The 16,096-nt window shown below is 63.2% G+C and carries 16 protein-coding genes; 11 read left to right on the forward strand and 5 right to left on the reverse strand.

From position 1 onward, the window contains the following. Positions 1–61 precede the first annotated feature (61 nt). The 10 genes from E2H86_RS20260 (at position 62) to E2H86_RS20300 (ending at position 10,221) form a co-directional block, all read left to right on the forward strand. Positions 62–697 carry an RluA family pseudouridine synthase gene (locus E2H86_RS20260; RefSeq protein WP_133331056.1) on the forward strand — a complete coding sequence of 212 codons (636 nt, stop codon included), beginning with the start codon at positions 62–64 and terminating at the stop codon, positions 695–697. Between the two features lie 133 nt (positions 698–830). Continuing rightward, positions 831–2,120 carry a M18 family aminopeptidase gene (locus tag E2H86_RS20265; RefSeq protein ID WP_133331058.1) on the forward strand — a complete coding sequence of 430 codons (1,290 nt, stop codon included), beginning with the start codon at positions 831–833 and terminating at the stop codon, positions 2,118–2,120. Between the two features lie 221 nt (positions 2,121–2,341). Further along, a complete protein-coding gene (locus tag E2H86_RS26035) occupies positions 2,342–2,509 on the forward strand; it encodes a hypothetical protein (protein ID WP_165976104.1) in 168 nt (55 codons plus the stop codon). 45 nt (positions 2,510–2,554) lie between these two features. Further along, the gene (locus tag E2H86_RS20270) at positions 2,555–4,714 is read left to right on the forward strand and encodes a mechanosensitive ion channel family protein (RefSeq protein ID WP_133331060.1); all 2,160 of its coding nucleotides are present in this window, start codon (positions 2,555–2,557) and stop codon (positions 4,712–4,714) included. Between the two features lie 277 nt (positions 4,715–4,991). Next, on the forward strand, positions 4,992–6,056 hold the full coding sequence (locus E2H86_RS20275) for an ABC transporter substrate-binding protein (RefSeq protein ID WP_133331062.1): 1,065 nt from the start codon (positions 4,992–4,994) through the stop codon (positions 6,054–6,056). An 83-nt stretch (positions 6,057–6,139) separates the two neighbouring features. After that, positions 6,140–6,946 (forward strand): alkaline phosphatase family protein, encoded by an 807-nt coding sequence (locus E2H86_RS20280; protein ID WP_133331064.1) that lies wholly within the window; start codon positions 6,140–6,142, stop codon positions 6,944–6,946. Then, positions 6,943–7,782: an ABC transporter permease gene (locus tag E2H86_RS20285; RefSeq protein ID WP_133331066.1), complete on the forward strand. Its 840-nt coding sequence runs from the start codon at positions 6,943–6,945 to the stop codon at positions 7,780–7,782. The genes E2H86_RS20280 and E2H86_RS20285 overlap by 4 nt, the downstream gene beginning before the upstream one ends. Next, positions 7,772–8,566: an ABC transporter permease gene (locus E2H86_RS20290; protein WP_133331068.1), complete on the forward strand. Its 795-nt coding sequence runs from the start codon at positions 7,772–7,774 to the stop codon at positions 8,564–8,566. Before E2H86_RS20285 ends, E2H86_RS20290 begins: the two co-directional genes overlap by 11 nt. Position 8,567: 1 nt before the next feature. Next, positions 8,568–9,557, forward strand: a complete 990-nt coding sequence (locus E2H86_RS20295) for an ABC transporter ATP-binding protein (RefSeq protein ID WP_133331070.1) — start codon at positions 8,568–8,570, stop codon at positions 9,555–9,557. A gap of 10 nt (positions 9,558–9,567) precedes the next feature. Continuing rightward, the gene (locus tag E2H86_RS20300; RefSeq protein WP_133331072.1) at positions 9,568–10,221 is read left to right on the forward strand and encodes an HAD family hydrolase; all 654 of its coding nucleotides are present in this window, start codon (positions 9,568–9,570) and stop codon (positions 10,219–10,221) included. A gap of 106 nt (positions 10,222–10,327) precedes the next feature. Here the strand turns inward: E2H86_RS20300 and E2H86_RS20305 are convergent, their stop codons facing one another. Then, complete coding sequence (locus tag E2H86_RS20305) at positions 10,328–11,290, reverse strand: NAD(P)H-quinone oxidoreductase (protein WP_133331074.1); 963 nt, start codon at positions 11,288–11,290, stop codon at positions 10,328–10,330. A 143-nt stretch (positions 11,291–11,433) separates the two neighbouring features. On the opposite strand from E2H86_RS20305, the gene E2H86_RS20310 reads away from it, so the two are divergent. Continuing rightward, the gene (locus tag E2H86_RS20310; RefSeq protein ID WP_165976105.1) at positions 11,434–13,515 is read left to right on the forward strand and encodes a carboxy terminal-processing peptidase; all 2,082 of its coding nucleotides are present in this window, start codon (positions 11,434–11,436) and stop codon (positions 13,513–13,515) included. A 129-nt stretch (positions 13,516–13,644) separates the two neighbouring features. Here E2H86_RS20310 and E2H86_RS20315 read toward each other — a convergent pair whose 3' ends face one another. The 4 genes from E2H86_RS20315 to E2H86_RS20330 all read right to left on the reverse strand — a co-directional run bounded on the left by E2H86_RS20315 (position 13,645) and on the right by E2H86_RS20330 (position 15,886). Next, a complete protein-coding gene (locus tag E2H86_RS20315; RefSeq protein ID WP_133331078.1) occupies positions 13,645–14,013 on the reverse strand; it encodes a hypothetical protein in 369 nt (122 codons plus the stop codon). Then, positions 14,010–14,348, reverse strand: coding sequence for a helix-turn-helix domain-containing protein (locus E2H86_RS20320; protein WP_133331080.1), 339 nt, complete (start codon positions 14,346–14,348; stop codon positions 14,010–14,012). The genes E2H86_RS20315 and E2H86_RS20320 overlap by 4 nt, the downstream gene beginning before the upstream one ends. A gap of 100 nt (positions 14,349–14,448) precedes the next feature. Next, positions 14,449–14,889 carry a YkvA family protein gene (locus E2H86_RS20325; protein WP_133331082.1) on the reverse strand — a complete coding sequence of 147 codons (441 nt, stop codon included), beginning with the start codon at positions 14,887–14,889 and terminating at the stop codon, positions 14,449–14,451. Positions 14,890–15,136: 247 nt separating this feature from the next. After that, on the reverse strand, positions 15,137–15,886 hold the full coding sequence (locus E2H86_RS20330) for an FKBP-type peptidyl-prolyl cis-trans isomerase (protein ID WP_133331084.1): 750 nt from the start codon (positions 15,884–15,886) through the stop codon (positions 15,137–15,139). Positions 15,887–16,096 lie beyond the last annotated feature (210 nt).

Genomic DNA, 16,096 nt, shown 5'->3' on the forward strand with positions numbered 1-16,096 from the left:
AGCGGGCTTGTCCCGCGATGGGCCGCAACGCGGCCCCAGTGGTTTACACAGAGAACTCGCAATGCCGCTGTCAAATGTGCAGATCCTCCATGAGGACGCCGCCATCCTAGTCATCAACAAGCCGACCCTGCTGCTGTCGGTGCCAGGCCGCGCCGAAGACAACAAGGACTGCCTGATCACCCGCCTGCAGGAAAACGGCTACCCCGACGCGCTGATCGTTCACCGTTTGGACTGGGAAACCTCCGGCATCATCCTGCTGGCCCGCGATGCCGACAGCCACCGCGAGCTGTCGCGGCAGTTCCACGACCGCGAAACCGAAAAAGCCTACACCGCGTTGTGCTGGGGCCAGCCGGCACTGGACAGTGGCAGCATCGACCTGCCGCTGCGCTATGACCCACCGACCAAGCCTCGCCACGTGGTGGACCACGAGCAAGGCAAGCATGCGCTGACCTTCTGGCGCGTGCTGGAGCGTTGTGGCGATCACTGCCGGGTCGAGCTGACGCCGATCACCGGGCGCTCGCACCAGCTCCGCGTGCACATGCTGTCGATCGGCCATCCGTTGCTGGGCGATCGGCTGTACGCCAACCCCGAGGCCCTGGCCGCCCACGAGCGGCTGTGCCTGCACGCCTCGATGCTGAGTTTCACCCACCCGGTGTCCGGGGAGCGGTTGAAGTTCGAGTGCCCTGCTCCTTTTTAAGCGGCAAGCTTCAAGCGACAAGCTGCAAGACAAAGCAAGATCGCGCTGGACCATGCTGCGCACACTGCTCTTGCTTGCAGCTTGCAGCTTGCAGCTTGAAGCTTGAAACTTGAAGCTTCAAATGGAGTGACCTATGCGCGATGCACTGAATACCGGCCTGATCGAATTCCTCAAGGCCTCCCCGACGCCCTTCCACGCCACCGCCAGTCTGGCCCAACGCCTCGAAGCCGCCGGCTACCAGCGCCTGGACGAGCGCGACAGTTGGGCCACGGTGCCTGGCGGTCGCTACTACGTGACCCGCAACGACTCCTCGATCATCGCCGTCAAGCTGGGCAAGCATTCGCCCGTGCTCAACGGCATCCGCATGGTCGGCGCGCACACCGACAGCCCGTGCCTGCGGGTCAAGCCGCAACCGGAGCTGCAACGTCAGGGCTTCTTGCAACTGGGCGTAGAAGTCTACGGCGGCGCACTGCTTGCGCCGTGGTTCGACCGCGATCTGTCGTTGGCTGGTCGGGTGACCTTCCGCCGTGACGGCAAGGTCGAGAGCCAGTTGATCGACTTCAAGCTGCCGATCGCGATCATTCCCAACCTGGCGATCCACCTCAACCGGACCGCCAACGAGGGTTGGCAGATCAACCCGCAGAACGAACTGCCGCCGATCCTCGCCCAGGTCGCCGGTGACGAGCGTATCGACTTCCGCGCCCTGCTCACCGAGCAACTGGCCCGCGAGCACGAACTCAATGCCGATGTCGTGCTGGATTACGAACTGAGTTTCTACGATACCCAGGACGCTGCGCTGATCGGCCTGAACGGCGACTTCATCGCCGGAGCCCGTCTGGACAATCTGCTGTCGTGCTTCGCCGGCCTGCAGGCCCTGCTGGCCGCCGACAGCGACGAAACCTGCGTGCTGGTGTGCAACGACCACGAAGAAGTCGGCTCGTGCTCGGCGTGCGGCGCCGATGGCCCGATGCTCGAACAGACTCTGCAGCGCCTGCTGCCGGGCGGCGATGACTACGTGCGGGCCATCCAACGCTCGCTGATGGTCTCGGCCGACAACGCCCACGGCGTGCACCCCAACTACGCCGACAAGCACGACGGCAACCACGGGCCAAAGCTCAACGCCGGGCCGGTGATCAAGGTCAACAACAACCAGCGCTACGCCACCAACAGCGAAACCGCCGGGTTCTTCCGCCACCTGTGCATGGCCGAAGAGGTGCCGGTGCAAAGTTTCGTGGTACGCAGCGACATGGGTTGCGGCTCGACCATCGGCCCGATCGCCGCCAGCCACCTGGGCGTACGCACGGTCGACATCGGCCTGCCGACCTTCGCCATGCACTCGATCCGCGAGCTGTGCGGCAGCCATGACCTGGCCCACCTGGTGAAGGTGCTGAGCGCGTTCTACCGCAGCCGCGAGTTGCCCTGATTTTGCTCTGAGCAGGACCGGCCTCTTCGCGGGACAAGCCCGCTCCCACAGTATCCCACTAGTCTGAAAATTGGTGGGGTACCTGTGGGAGCGGCGGTTCGGCGCGCCGACTTGTCCCGCGAAGAGGCCGGTCCTGTAACAACTACTGCTGCGGATCAATCCTCCACCCCAGCAACCCGCTATGCTTGTTTACATGGCCCCACCGCAAAAGGATTGCCACCATGTCCCCCTTCCTCTCCCTGTTCGTGCCGGTGTTTCTGTTCCTGTTGCTGCTGACCGTCGGTTTCAGCCTGCGCGAACGCAACATCGGCGTAGTGATGATGTGGATCGGCACCCTGGGCATCTTCGGCCTCACCTGCTGGAAGATCCTGGAGCAACTGCCGACATAAACCTCTACACTCGGTCCATTGTTCGACCCTGAGGTAGATTTCCCGGTGCCTGCCCTTCTCCGTTACCTGATCCTGCTGTTCACCCTGTTCGTCCTCCCTGCCCAGGCCGCCGGCCTACCCAGCCTGCTCGGCTCGAGCACGCCCGCCCAGCCACAAGCCACCGAGCCCTTGGGCAAGTCCCTGGACGAGGTGATCAAAAGCCTGGAGAACGACGAGCAACGCGCGAAGCTGCTGGCCGATCTGAAGAAACTGCGCGATGCCACCCAGCAGACCCAACCCACAGTCGAACAGGGCGTGCTCGGCCTGATCGGCGGCGCATTGCACGATTTCGAGAAGCAGTTCAGCGGCGACGCCAGCCCCTTCCATCGCTGGTCGCAGGAAATCGAACAAGCCCAGGCTGAACTGGCCGAGTTGATCGTGCCGGTGCACCAGTGGCCGGCAATCCTGTTCGGCTTCGCGGCGGTCATCGCGGTGTGGAGCCTGCTCGCCTGGGTGTTCAACTGGATCGGCCACCGCGTACGCGTGCGCTTCGGCCTGACCGAAGAGCTGCCGCAGCACCCCCGCACCTGGGACCTGGTGCGCTTCGCCCTGCGCAAGCTGGGGCCATGGTTGGTCGCGCTGATCTTCACGGTATACCTGAGCTTCGCCCTGCCCCCTTCCCTGGGCAAATCACTGGCCATGGTGCTGGCCTACGCGTTGGTCGTCGGCACCTGTTTCTCGGCCATCTGCGTCATCGCCTTCTCGCTGCTCGACGGCCCGCACCGCCACCGTGCCCTGCACATCCTGCGTCACCAGGCGTTCCGCCCGTTGTGGCTGATCGGCAGCTTCGCTGCCTTTGGCGAGGCAATGAGCGATCCGCGCATGCTGGTCGCCCTCGGCACGCATCTGGCCCATGCCCTGGCGACCCTGGCCAACGTCATCGCAGCGCTGTCCACCGGGCTGTTCATCCTGCGCTTCCGACGCCCCATCGCCCACCTGATCCGCAACCAGCCACTGGCCCGGCGCCTGACCCGGCGCACGCTGAGCGACACCATCGAGATCCTCGGCAGCTTCTGGTTCATCCCGGCGCTGATCCTGGTAGCCATTTCCTTGTTCGCCACCTTCGTCTCGGCCGGCGACACCAGCACCGCCCTGCGCCAGTCGCTGATGTGCACCGTGCTGGTGGTGGTGTGCATGGTGCTCAACGGGCTGGTGCGCCGGCATGCCGCCAACCCCAAGCGCGCCAGCAAGCGCCAGGCGGTCTACACCGAACGCTTGCGCAACTTCGGCTATGCGCTGGTACACCTGCTGATCTGGTTGCTGTTCATCGAGCTGGGTCTGCGGGTCTGGGGCCTGTCGATGATCAACTTCGCCGAAGGCGACGGCCACGAAGTGAGCTTGCGCCTGCTGGGCCTGGCCGGCACCCTGATCGCCGCCTGGCTGATCTGGATCCTGGCCGACACCGCCGTGCACCACGCCTTGGTGCACTCGCGTCGGGGACTGGCCAACGCCCGGGCACAAACCATGATGCCGCTGATCCGCAACGTGATGTTCGTGGCGATCTTCATCATCGCGGTCATCGTCGCCCTGGCCAACATGGGCATGAACGTCACGCCGCTGCTGGCCGGTGCCGGTGTCATCGGCCTGGCCATCGGTTTTGGCGCACAATCGCTGGTGGCCGATCTGATCACCGGCCTGTTCATCATCATCGAGGACTCCCTGGCGATCGACGACTACGTCGATGTCGGCGGCCACCTCGGCACGGTCGAGGGGCTGACCATCCGTACCGTGCGCCTGCGCGATATCGACGGCATCGTACACACCATTCCGTTCAGCGAAATCAAGAGTATCAAGAACTACTCGCGCGAATTCGGCTATGCCATCTTCCGCGTGGCCATCCCGCACAATATGAGCATCGACCGCGCCATCAGCCTGATCCGCGAGGTTGGCCAGAAGCTGCGCAACGACCCGTTGATGCGCCGCAATATCTGGTCGCCGCTCGAGCTGCAGGGCGTGGAAAGCTTCGAATCGGGCTCGGCGATTCTGCGCGCGCGGTTCAAGACGGCGCCGATCAAGCAGTGGGAAGTGTCGCGGGCGTTCAATCTGGCCTTGAAGCGTCAGCTCGACGAGGCCGGGTTGGACCTGGCGACGCCGCGCCTGTCGGTGCAGGTGGTGACCGCCGGTGGTGGCGCAATGAGCGAAAGCGGTGCATCCAGCTCCACGTGAATCCTGTCCTTTCCCTCCGGTGACCTGGGGCTGCGCCGCTCGGTGAGCCCCCAGGCTATCCATGAACATCCTGTGACAAGGCGGCCTGAACGTCGCACCGATCTGGTCTACGCTGTAATTCCAGGAAACTGGAACCGTCTATGCATACCTACTCCTACATCAAATTGCCACGCGTCTTCGCTACCGTGGCCAGGGCCTGCGCGCCCCCAGCAACGCGCACCGGCATCCGTCTCAAACCAAACCAAGAACGCAAAAGCACCCACCCAAGGAGCTTCGGATGAAAAAGCTTTTCATGGCGTCACTGCTCGGTTCGGCCATCACCCTATGCACCTCGGCCATGGCCGCAGGGCCCGATCTCAAGGCCCTGGAAGACGCCGCTCGCAAGGAAGGCCAGGTCAACAGCGTGGGGATGCCCGATGCCTGGGCCAACTGGAAAGACACCTGGGATGACCTGGCGCGACTGTACGGCCTCAAGCACAGCGACACCGACATGAGCTCGGCACAGGAAATCGCCAAGTTCGACGCCGAGAAGGACAACGCCAGTGCCGACATCGGCGACGTCGGTGCAGCGTTTGGCCCGATTGCCGTGGCCAAGGGCGTGACCCAACCGTACAAACCAAGCACCTGGGACCAGGTGCCAGCCTGGGCCAAGGACAAGGACGGTCACTGGGCATTGGCCTATACCGGCACCATCGCTTTCATCATCAACAAGGACTTGGTCAAGGAAGACGAGCGCCCCACCACCTGGCACGACCTGGAAAAAGGCAAGTACAAGGTCGCCATCGGTGACGTCGGCACTGCCGCCCAGGCCGCCAACGGCGTGCTCGCCGCCGCCATCGCCTACAAGGGCGACGAGAGCAACGTCGCACCGGGGCTCGAGCTGTTCACCAAACTGGCCCAGCAGAAACGTCTGTCGCTGGCCAACCCGACCATCCAGACTCTGGAAAAGGGCGAAGTGGAAGTGGGCGTGGTGTGGGACTTCAACGGCCTGAGCTACCGTGAGCAGATCGACCCCAAGCGCTTCGAAGTGCTGATCCCCTCCGACGGCTCGGTGATCTCAGGCTATACCACCGTGATCAACAAGTACGCCAAGCATCCGAATGCCGCCAAACTGGCGCGTGAGTACATCTTCAGCGATGCCGGCCAGATCAACCTGGCCAAGGGGCACGCCCGGCCGATTCGTGCCGAGCACTTGAAGCTGCCGGACGATGTCCAGGCCAAGCTGCTGCCCAACGAGCAATACAAGGCCGCACAACCGATCAAGAATGCCGAAGCCTGGGAAAAGACCTCGAAAGAGCTGCCGCAGAAGTGGCAGGAGCAGGTGATCATCGAGATGGAGTAAGACCCTAACCTTCCGGGGTCTGTAACGGCCTCTTCGCGGGCAAACCCGCGAAGAAGGCAACGCGGTTTTTGACTGGAGCCACCATGCAACACAATGTCATTCTGGTCCTGCTCGACGGCCTCAACCACCAGGTCGCCCACCACGCCATGGGCCACCTGCATGCCTATGTCGAGGCCGATCGCGCCGCGCTGTACCGTGTCGAATGCGAACTGCCATCGCTGTCACGCCCGCTGTACGAATGCATCCTCACCGGCGTGGCGCCCATCGACAGCGGCATCGTGCACAACAACGTCAACCGCCTTTCGAACCAGCGCAGCGTCTTCCACTATGCTCGCGAAGCCAACCTGGGCACTGCGGCAGCGGCCTATCACTGGATGAGCGAGCTCTACAACCGCTCCCCCTTCGACCCGCTGCGCGACCGCCATACCCATGCGCCGAAGCTGCCGATCCAGCACGGCCTGTTCTACTGGGACGACCGCTACCCCGACTCGCACCTGCTGGCCGATGCCGAGTACCTTCGCCGCCGCCATGCGCCCAACTTCCTGTTGGTGCATCCGATGAGCATCGACGACATCGGCCACCGTCACGGCCTGGACAGCAGTCAATACCGCAACGCCGCGCGCAGCGTGGACATCCTGCTCGCCGACTATCTTCCTGGCTGGCTCGAAGAGGGCTATCAGGTACTGGTCACCGCGGACCACGGCATGAACAACGACCGCTCGCACAATGGCCTGCTGGCGGAGGAGCGTGAGGTACCACTGTTCGTGTTCGGCGAGGGGTTCAGCCTCGATCCCGCTGCCAAGCCGTTGCAGACGGAGCTGTGTGGCACCATCTGCGAGCTGCTCGGCGCGGCGCACGACAAGAGTGTGTGCCGGGAGCTGCTCAAATGAAGCCTGGCAACCGCACCCGGGCCCTGGCCCTGCTGTGCCTGCTGCCCTTCGCGGTGTTCTTCGTCATCTTCCAGATCGCCCCGCTGGCCTGGGTGGCCATCAACAGCCTGCAATCGCAGACCGGTTGGGGGCTGGACAACTTCAGCAAGGTCTTCGCCTCGAAGTTCTACTTGCAGGCTTTGCAGCGCAGCCTGGAAATCAGCTTCTGGTCGAGCCTGTTCGGCATCGTCATCGCCACCCTCGGCGCCTACTCGCTGCGCCAGGTGGACTCGCGGCTGCGCGATTTCGTCAATGCATTCGCCAACATGACCAGCAACTTCGCTGGCGTGCCGCTGGCCTTCGCCTTCATCATTCTGCTCGGTTTCAATGGCGCATTGACCTTGCTGCTCAAGCAGATGGGCCTGCTGGAGGACTTCAGCATCTACTCCAAGAGCGGCCTGATCCTGGTCTACACCTATTTCCAGATCCCGCTCGGCGTGTTGCTGCTCTACCCGGCCTTCGATGCCCTGCGCGAGGACTGGCGCGAGTCGGCCGCGCTGCTTGGGGCCAACCATTGGCAGTATTGGCGGCACATCGGCCTGCCGGTGCTGACGCCGGCGCTGCTCGGCACCTTCGTCATTCTCCTGGCCAATGCCCTGGGCGCATACGCCACGGTCTATGCCCTGACCACCGGCAACTTCAACGTGCTGCCGATCCGCATCGCCAGTCTGGTGGCCGGGGACATCAACCTCGACCCAAACCTGGCCAGCGCCCTGGCGATGGTGCTGGTGGGGCTGATGACGCTGGTCACGGTGGTCCACCAATGGCTGCTCAAGAGGAGCTACCATGCCCGTTAAGCCCGTCTCCGCCAACCTGTACCACCGTGTGGTGGTGTACCTGCTGTTCCTGATCCTGCTCCTGCCCCTTGCTGGCACCCTCCTCTACTCGCTGGCCACCAGCTGGTCGGCCAGCCTGCTGCCCAGCGGCCTGACCTTCAAATGGTACCTGGCGCTATGGAGCGAGCCGCGCTTTCTGGCGGCATTCGGACAGTCGCTGCTGGTGTGCGTGGGCGCGCTGCTGCTGTCGGTGCTGTTGATCCTACCGCTACTGTTCGTGGTGCACTACCACTTCCCCAGACTCGACGCGCTGATGAACATCCTCATCCTGTTGCCGTTCGCAGTGCCGCCGGTGGTGTCGTCGGTGGGACTGCTGCAGTTGTATGGCAGCGGGCCGATGGCCATGGTCGGTACCCCGTGGATCCTGATCGGTTGCTATTTCACCATCGCATTGCCATTCATGTACCGCGCCATCACCAACAACCTGCAGGCCATCAACCTGCGCGACCTGATGGACGCTGCCCAGTTGCTCGGAGCCAGTACCTGGCAGGCTGCCTTGCTGGTGGTGCTGCCGAATCTGCGCAAGGGCCTGATGGTCGCGGTGCTGCTGTCGTTCTCGTTCCTGTTCGGCGAATTCGTGTTCGCCAACCTGCTGGTCGGCACGCGCTACGAGACGCTGCAGGTGTACCTGAACAACATGCGCAACAGCAGCGGCCATTTCAACAGCGCCCTGGTCATTTCGTACTTCGCCTTCGTGCTGGTCATGACCTGGATCGCCAACCGCCTGAACAAGGACAAGACCTGACATGAGCTTCGTCAGCGTGCAACGGCTACACAAGCGTTACGCGGGCAACCCGGTGTTCCAGGACATCGACTGCCAAATCGAACGTGGCGAATTCGTCACCCTGCTCGGCCCTTCCGGCTGTGGCAAATCCACCCTGCTGCGCTGCATCGCCGGCCTGACCCCGGTAGACAGCGGCAGCATCCTCCTCGATGGCCAGGATCTGGTGCCACTGAGCCCACAGAAGCGCGGCATCGGCATGGTGTTCCAGAGCTATGCGTTGTTCCCCAACATGACGGTGGAACAGAACGTGGCCTTCGGCCTGCGCATGCAGAAGGTCGCCAGTGCCGAGCGCCAGAGCCGAGTCGCCGAGGCCCTCGCCCTGGTCGAGCTGAGCAGCTTCGCCGCACGCTATCCGCACCAGTTGTCGGGTGGCCAGTGCCAGCGCGTGGCCCTGGCCCGTTCGCTGGTCACCCGCCCACGCCTGCTTCTGCTGGACGAACCCCTGTCGGCGTTGGACGCGCGCATCCGCAAGCACCTGCGCGAGCAGATCCGTGCCATCCAGCGCGAGCTCGGGCTGACGACCATTTTCGTGACCCACGACCAAGAGGAAGCCCTGACCCTGTCCGACCGCATCTTCCTGATGAACGAAGGACGCATCGTCCAGAGCGGCGATGCCGAGACCCTGTATACCGCGCCGGCGGACCTGTTCGCCGCCGGATTCATCGGCAACTACAACCTGCTTGACCCGCAAAGCGCCAGCCGGCTGCTGCAGCGTCCGATCGACAGCCGCCTGGCAATCCGCCCAGAGGCCATCAGCCTGGGCCGCGAAGGCGACCTGCAAGCCTTGGTGCGTAGCCACAGCCTGCTGGGCAACGTGATTCGCTACCGCGTCCAGGTGCGTGACGTGGAACTGGTGGTCGACGTGCTCAATCGTTCGTCGGCAGACCTGTACGCCGACGGCCAGCAGGTGGCATTGTCGATCGACCCCGCGGCACTGCGGGAAGTGGCCTGAGGAGAGCTGCATGGCACTGGCAATTTTCGACTTGGACGAAACCCTGATTCACGGTGACTGCTCTTCCCTGTGGAGCGAGCAGATGGCCCGCCTGGGCTGGGTCGATGGCAAGGCGTTCCTGCGCCGCGACCATGAACTGATGGAAGCCTACGGCAAGGGCCACCTGCGCATGGAGGACTACATGGCCTTCAGCCTGGAGCCGATTGCCGGGCGAACCCTTGAGGAAATCGATCACCTGGTGGAGCCCTGGGTCGAGGACGTGATCGAACCGATCATCTACGGCGATGGCTGTCGCTGCATCGCCGAGCACCGCCGACGTGGCGACCGCATCCTGATCATCTCGGCCAGCGGCACGCACCTGGTCGGTCCAATCGCCGCACGCCTGGGCGTCGACGAGTACCTGGCCATCGAACTGGAGGCGGTCAACGGTGTGTACACCGGCAACACCCATGGCGTGTTGACCTACCGCGAAGGCAAGATCACCCGGCTGATGGAGTGGCTGGATCAGGAGCAGGAGAATCTGGAAGGGGCGAGCTTCTATTCCGATTCGCGCAACGATCTGCCGTTGCTTTTGAAGGTGGACCATCCGCATGTGGTGAACCCCGATGCGGTGCTGCGCGAGCATGCCCAGACCAATGGCTGGCCGATCTTGGACTGGAGCTGAAACCTGCTGCGTCGGTTCGGCCACTTCGCGGGACAAGCCCGCTCCCACTGTCTGGATGAATGATGACTGTGGGAGCAGGCTTGTCCCGCGAAGGGGCCAGGCCTGCCTACACCAGGCTAGGGTCGATCACCATCACCAGCTTGCCCGAAACCCGATTGGTCTCAAGCTCGGCATAAGCCGCCTGGGCGAATTCCACCGGGTAGGTATCGACCAGCTGTGGCGACAGCCGCCCTTCCGTGAACAGCGGCCACACCTGCTGCTGCAAATCACGCAGCAACTCGGCCTTGAACCCCTCGTCGCGGTTGCGCAGGGTCGAACCCGTGATCTGCAGGCGCTTGCCCAGCACCTGGGCCAGGTCCAGCTCGACCTTGCGCCCCCCCATCAGGCCGATGATCACCCAGCGTCCATCGCGGGCCAGCAACTGCAGGTTGAGCTGGCCATAGCTGGCCCCCACCGGGTCGAGGATCACATCGAAGGGTCCGAAGCGTTCCAGGTCGTCGAGGTTCTCGTTGCGCACCACGCCTCCAGCAGCGCCCAAGGCCTGGCAGTAGTCCAGGCGGTCCTTGGAGCCGACGCTGACCCATACCGGGCTGCCGAAGGCCTTGCACAGCTGGATCGCTGCACTGCCCACGCCACTGGCGCCAGCATGCACCAGGACTTTCTCACCGGCCTTCAGGCCGCCCAGCTGGAAGATGTTCAGCCACGCGGTGGCGTACACCTCCGGCAGCGCTGCAGCTTCGTGCAGGCTCAGGCCTTCGGGAACCGGCAGTACATGACGGGCATCGACCACCACTTCCTCGGCCATCGCCCCGCTGGCAAGCAGCGCGCACACGCGATCGCCGACCCGCCAATCGGCTCCGGCTCCCACTTCCTCGACCACCCCTGCGCACTCCAGCCCCATGTACGGGCTGGCACCTGGCGGCGGCGGGTAAAGCCCGGCCTTTTGCAGCAGATCGGCGCGATTCAAGCCCGCAGCGGCCACACGAATACGCACTTGGCCCGCATCACAGGTCGGTCGTTCGGCTTCGACCCAAGCCACATGTCCGTCAACGCCTTGCAATGCCTTCACAGTGCCTCCATAGTTGAATCATATGACTGAGCCTGGGACAGCTATGTCCCAGGCTTTTTGCAGTATGCGACCGGATCTTTGGAACCGGCGAACGGAAAAGACGGCCTACTATGCGTGATCAATTGCCTCCACGTCGAATCAGCATGAAGCAATTCATTCCCAGCACCGCCCTTGCCCTGGTCATCGGCCTTGGCAGCCTCGCGCTCGGCGGCACTGCATCGGCCGCCAATAAGTGGGACAGCCTGCAGCCGGACCGCGATGAAATCGTCGCCAGCCTCAACGTGGTCGAGCTGCTAAAACGCCACCACTACAGCAAGCCGCCGCTGGACGATGCTCGCTCCGTCATCATCTACGACAGCTACATCAAATTGCTCGACCCTGCGCGCAGCTACTTCACCGCCGCCGACATCCGCGAATTCGACAAGTGGAAGACGCAGTTCGACGACTTCCTCAAGAGCGGTAACCTGGATCCCGGCTTCACCATCTACAAGCGCTATCTCGACCGCGTCAAATCGCGGCTCGACTTCGCCCTGGCCGAGCTGGCCAAAGGCGTCGACAAAATGGACTTCACCACCCACGAGACCTTGCTGATCGATCGCAAGGACGCACCGTGGATGAAGAACCAGGCCGAGCTCGACGACCTGTGGCGCAAACGCGTCAAGGACGAAGTGCTGCGCCAGAAGCTGGCCGGCAAGGATCCCAAGCAGATCCAGGAAACCCTGACCAAACGCTACAAGAATCAACTGGCGCGTCTCGACCAGACCCGGGCCGAAGACATCTTCCAGGCCTACATCAACACCTTCGCCCAGTCCTACGACCCGCACACCAACTATCTGTCGCCGGACAACGCCGAGAACTTCGACATCAACATGAGCCTGTCGCTCGAGGGCATCGGCGCGGTGCTGCAGAGCGACAACGACCAGGTCAAGATCGTGCGCCTGGTGCCGGCAGGCCCGGCGGCCAAGACCAAGCAGGTGGCACCTGCCGACAAGATCATCGGCGTGGCCCAGGGCAACAAGGAAATGGTCGACGTGGTCGGCTGGCGCCTGGACGAAGTGGTCAAGCTGATCCGTGGCCCGAAAGGCTCGGTGGTGCGCCTGGAGATCATCCCGGCCAGCAACGCCCCGAACGACCAGACCAGCAAGATCGTTTCGATCACCCGCGAAGCGGTCAAGCTCGAGGAGCAGGCGGCGAAAAAGTCGGTGCTCAAGCTCAAGCAGGACGGCCGTGACTACAAGCTGGGCATCATCGAGATTCCGGCCTTCTACCTCGACTTCAAGGCGTACCGCGCCGGTGATCCCGAGTACAAGAGCACCACGCGCGACGTGAAGAAACTGCTCACCGAGCTGCAGAAGGAAAAAGTCGACGGCGTGGTCATCGACCTGCGCAACAACGGCGGCGGTTCGCTGCAGGAAGCCACCGAGCTGACCAGCCTGTTCATCGAAAAGGGCCCGACGGTGCTGGTGCGCAACAGCGATGGCCGCGTCGACGTGCTCGAAGACGAAAATCCCGGCGCCTTCTACAAAGGCCCGCTGGCGCTGCTGGTGAATCGTCTCTCGGCCTCGGCTTCGGAGATCTTCGCCGGCGCCATGCAGGATTACCATCGCGCACTGATCATCGGCGGTCAGACCTTCGGCAAGGGCACGGTGCAGACCATCCAGCCGCTCAACCATGGCGAGCTGAAGCTGACCCTGGCCAAGTTCTACCGGGTTTCCGGGCAGAGCACCCAGCACCAGGGCGTGCTGCCGGACATCGATTACCCGTCGATCATCGACACCAAGGAAATCGGTGAAAGCGCCCTGCCCGAAGCCATGCCCTGGGACACCATTCGCCCAGTGGTCAAGCCTGCGGCCGATCCGTTCAAGCCGTTCCTGGCTCAGCTGAAGGCGCAGCATGAGGCGCGCAGCGCCAAGGATGCGGAGTTCACCTACATCCGCGACCGTCTGGCCCTGACCCAGAAGCTGATGAACGAGAAGACGGTCAGCCTCAACGAGCAGGAACGCCGTGCCCGCCATGATGACATCGAAGCCAAGCAACTGGCCCTGGAGAACGTACGCCGCAAGGCCAAGGGCGAAGAACCGCTCAAGGAACTGAAGAAAGAGGACGAGGACGCCTTGCCTGCAGAGGATGAAGACACCAAGCCGGAAGACGACGCCTACCTGTCCGAAACCGGTCGCATCCTGCTCGACTACCTGAGCATCAGCTCCCAGGTGGCCAAGCACTGAGGCGCTCGCTGTAACGGGAAAGGGGCGAACGTTGCGGTGTTCGCCCCTTTTTTTCGCTTTGGAGGTGCGGGGCTGCAGAGATCGAGCGCCGCACAGATCGAGCGCCGCCTCAGCCCCCAAGGCAACTGCTCAGGCCTCTTCGGGATAACTGTACTCGAACACCCTCACCACCTCGGACGCATGCCAGGACGCCGCTTCCATCCCGTCGACCGGCCCGGAGAAACGCCCCAGGCGCTCCACGCACTCGAAGAAGCCGGTGCGTGGCAGACGGCTGGCTCCTTGGCTGATGACCAACGAGCTGCGCAGCGGCTGCTCGGCTCGGGCATCGAGCACCGCCAGGTACTCCAGCGCGGCTGTGAGCGTCTGCATCGCCGGAGTGGGCAACTGCAGGCGCTCGAGCAGTGCGCGGTAAGTGAGCAGATGGCGTTGACGGCGGGCCAGGTCAAGCTCGTCCAGCAGGCTCTGCCAATGCTGGCGGCTGATCCTGACCTGGCTCATGACGGCTCGCTCCAACCGGCCACGCCCAGATGCCAGGCCAAGGCTCGGCGGATGGCAGCATCGGGCTGGCGTTCGCCGGACTCGATCATGGCCAGATAGGCCGGACTGACACCGACATTGCGTGCCAGTTGCTCAGGCGCGATGCCCTTGGCCTGACGCAACTGTGCCACTTCACTGAACGCCGGCAAGCTGACCGGCTCGCGCGGGGCAGCCGGCTCGCTGGCCGCGACCACCGCCGGCGCCTGCCCTGCCGCCTTGAGCAAGGCCTGATACTGCTCCCAGGGAACGACGGCGTACTCCGGCTGACCGTCCCGGCTGATGACCTGAATTCCCATTACAACCCCCTCACGTAGGACTACAGCATGTAATCCGTAGGCATAATCCTTATGCCAATTATATTACCAAGCTCGGGAGTCTGTGTGCTTCAGGGCGAAATCAATGGGTATTGCGCTCCAGACCCAAGGCTTCCGGGGTGTCTGGCAGACGCTCCACCACGCGCAAGCGTTCCGGCGCCTGGCTGTCTCGCCAGGCCTTGAAGCGGGCCAACTCGTCGGCCACGGTCTTGAGCACCCAACCGAGCACGGCGATGTCATCGAGAAAGCCGACCCCCAACAACCAATCGGGAATCGCATCGATAGGACTGACGAAATACAGCAGTCCGGCCACGATGGTCACCAGCGCCTTCGGACTGATCGCGCGGTACTCGCCCCGCCACCACGCCAGGCACAGCGACTGCAACAGCCGCACGTCTTCACGCAGCTGGCCGAGGCGCGGACCCTTACGGGCCACGGCAAACAGCAAAGCCGGCAGCCGGCCGCGGCTGAGCAGACGCTCGGCCAGGGGCAGGAAACGGGCGAAATTCCAGGGTGCGCTCATGGAGCCTCCGACAGCGAGAGGTTATCCACATTTATTGTGGATAACCTTGTGAACAGGGCGAATTTTCCGACGTCAGGTGCCCACGAGGCAAGGGCCCCGGTCAGATCGGGCGTTTTTTACACAGCGGTTTCAAGACGCGCAAACGTTTTAGGCCGCATAGCCTAGGACCGTCCACGCCCAGGCAGGTTCGTTTCGAGCAGAAACGACAACGCCCCGTCGAACGGGGCGTTGTCGGCAGAGCCGGGTATTACTTGGCCGGCGCTTCGGCAGGTGCTTCGCCTGGAGCGTCGCCCTGCAGTTGGGCCGGATCCTTGATGCCGAGCAGTTCGAGGTCGAACACCAGCACCGAGTTGGCCGGGATCAGCGGGCTTGGGCTCTGGGCGCCGTAGGCCAGCTCAGCCGGGATGAACAGCTTGTACTTCTCGCCGACGTGCATCAGCTGCAGGCCTTCGACCCAGCCCGGGATCACGCCGCTGACCGGCAGGTCGATCGGGCTGCCACGCTCGACCGAGCTGTCGAACACCTTGCCATCGATCAGCTTGCCTTCGTAGTGGACAGTGACCACATCGGTCGGCTTGGGCTGCGGGCCGTCGGCCTTCTTGATCACTTCATACTGCAGGCCCGAAGCGGTGGTGACGACACCTGGCTTCTTGGCGTTTTCTTCGAGGAACTTCTTGCCGGCGGCGGAAGCTTCTTCGCTGGCCTTGGCCAGGCGCTCTTCAGCACGCTTCTGCAGCGAGGTGAAGGCTTCGACCAGTTCGTCGTCCTTGATGCGCTGTTCTTTCTTGCCGACAGCGTCTTCGATGCCAAGGGCCACCGCTTTCGAATCAAGGTCTTCCATGCCTTCCTGAGCCAGGCTCTTGCCCATGTTCAGGCCGATACCGTAGGAGGCTTTCTGTGCCGGAGTTTTCAGCTCGGGTGTGCTGGCTTGTTGATCACAGCCAGCCAGTACCAGGCCTACCAGGGCAACCGCAGCCGCCAAACGATGCTGTTTCATGCTATTTCCTTGTTCATGCGCCATAGGGGCAATCAGGGTAAAGCCGCGAGCTTAGCAGGCGGCCATGACCAATGGCTACCGGCATAAGAGCGGGTTGTAGTCCATAAGTTCAGTGGTTAAAAGCTTATTCATCTGCCGGCTCGCAGCCAATGGCCAGTATTGACCCTGGGTGCCGGTTTTGCCTGGTGTATCCGCCGATTTATTTCCCTT

The sequence above is a fragment of the Pseudomonas putida genome, from assembly GCF_004357765.1.
GTDB lineage: Bacteria > Pseudomonadota > Gammaproteobacteria > Pseudomonadales > Pseudomonadaceae > Aquipseudomonas > Aquipseudomonas putida_U.

Bases quoted from the DNA above. Each gene is read 5' to 3' on its own strand.
- E2H86_RS20260 (WP_133331056.1), top strand. From the start codon at position 62: ATGCCGCTGTCAAATGTGCAGATCCTCCATGAGGACGCCGCCATCCTA.
- E2H86_RS20265 (WP_133331058.1), top strand. From the start codon at position 831: ATGCGCGATGCACTGAATACCGGCCTGATCGAATTCCTCAAGGCCTCC.
- E2H86_RS26035 (WP_165976104.1), top strand. From the start codon at position 2,342: ATGTCCCCCTTCCTCTCCCTGTTCGTGCCGGTGTTTCTGTTCCTGTTG.
- E2H86_RS20275 (WP_133331062.1), top strand. From the start codon at position 4,992: ATGAAAAAGCTTTTCATGGCGTCACTGCTCGGTTCGGCCATCACCCTA.
- E2H86_RS20280 (WP_133331064.1), top strand. From the start codon at position 6,140: ATGCAACACAATGTCATTCTGGTCCTGCTCGACGGCCTCAACCACCAG.
- E2H86_RS20285 (WP_133331066.1), top strand. From the start codon at position 6,943: ATGAAGCCTGGCAACCGCACCCGGGCCCTGGCCCTGCTGTGCCTGCTG.
- E2H86_RS20290 (WP_133331068.1), top strand. From the start codon at position 7,772: ATGCCCGTTAAGCCCGTCTCCGCCAACCTGTACCACCGTGTGGTGGTG.
- E2H86_RS20295 (WP_133331070.1), top strand. From the start codon at position 8,568: ATGAGCTTCGTCAGCGTGCAACGGCTACACAAGCGTTACGCGGGCAAC.
- E2H86_RS20300 (WP_133331072.1), top strand. From the start codon at position 9,568: ATGGCACTGGCAATTTTCGACTTGGACGAAACCCTGATTCACGGTGAC.
- E2H86_RS20310 (WP_165976105.1), top strand. From the start codon at position 11,434: ATGAAGCAATTCATTCCCAGCACCGCCCTTGCCCTGGTCATCGGCCTT.
- E2H86_RS20315 (WP_133331078.1), bottom strand. From the start codon at position 14,013: ATGAGCCAGGTCAGGATCAGCCGCCAGCATTGGCAGAGCCTGCTGGAC.
- E2H86_RS20320 (WP_133331080.1), bottom strand. From the start codon at position 14,348: ATGGGAATTCAGGTCATCAGCCGGGACGGTCAGCCGGAGTACGCCGTC.
- E2H86_RS20325 (WP_133331082.1), bottom strand. From the start codon at position 14,889: ATGAGCGCACCCTGGAATTTCGCCCGTTTCCTGCCCCTGGCCGAGCGT.
- E2H86_RS20330 (WP_133331084.1), bottom strand. From the start codon at position 15,886: ATGAAACAGCATCGTTTGGCGGCTGCGGTTGCCCTGGTAGGCCTGGTA.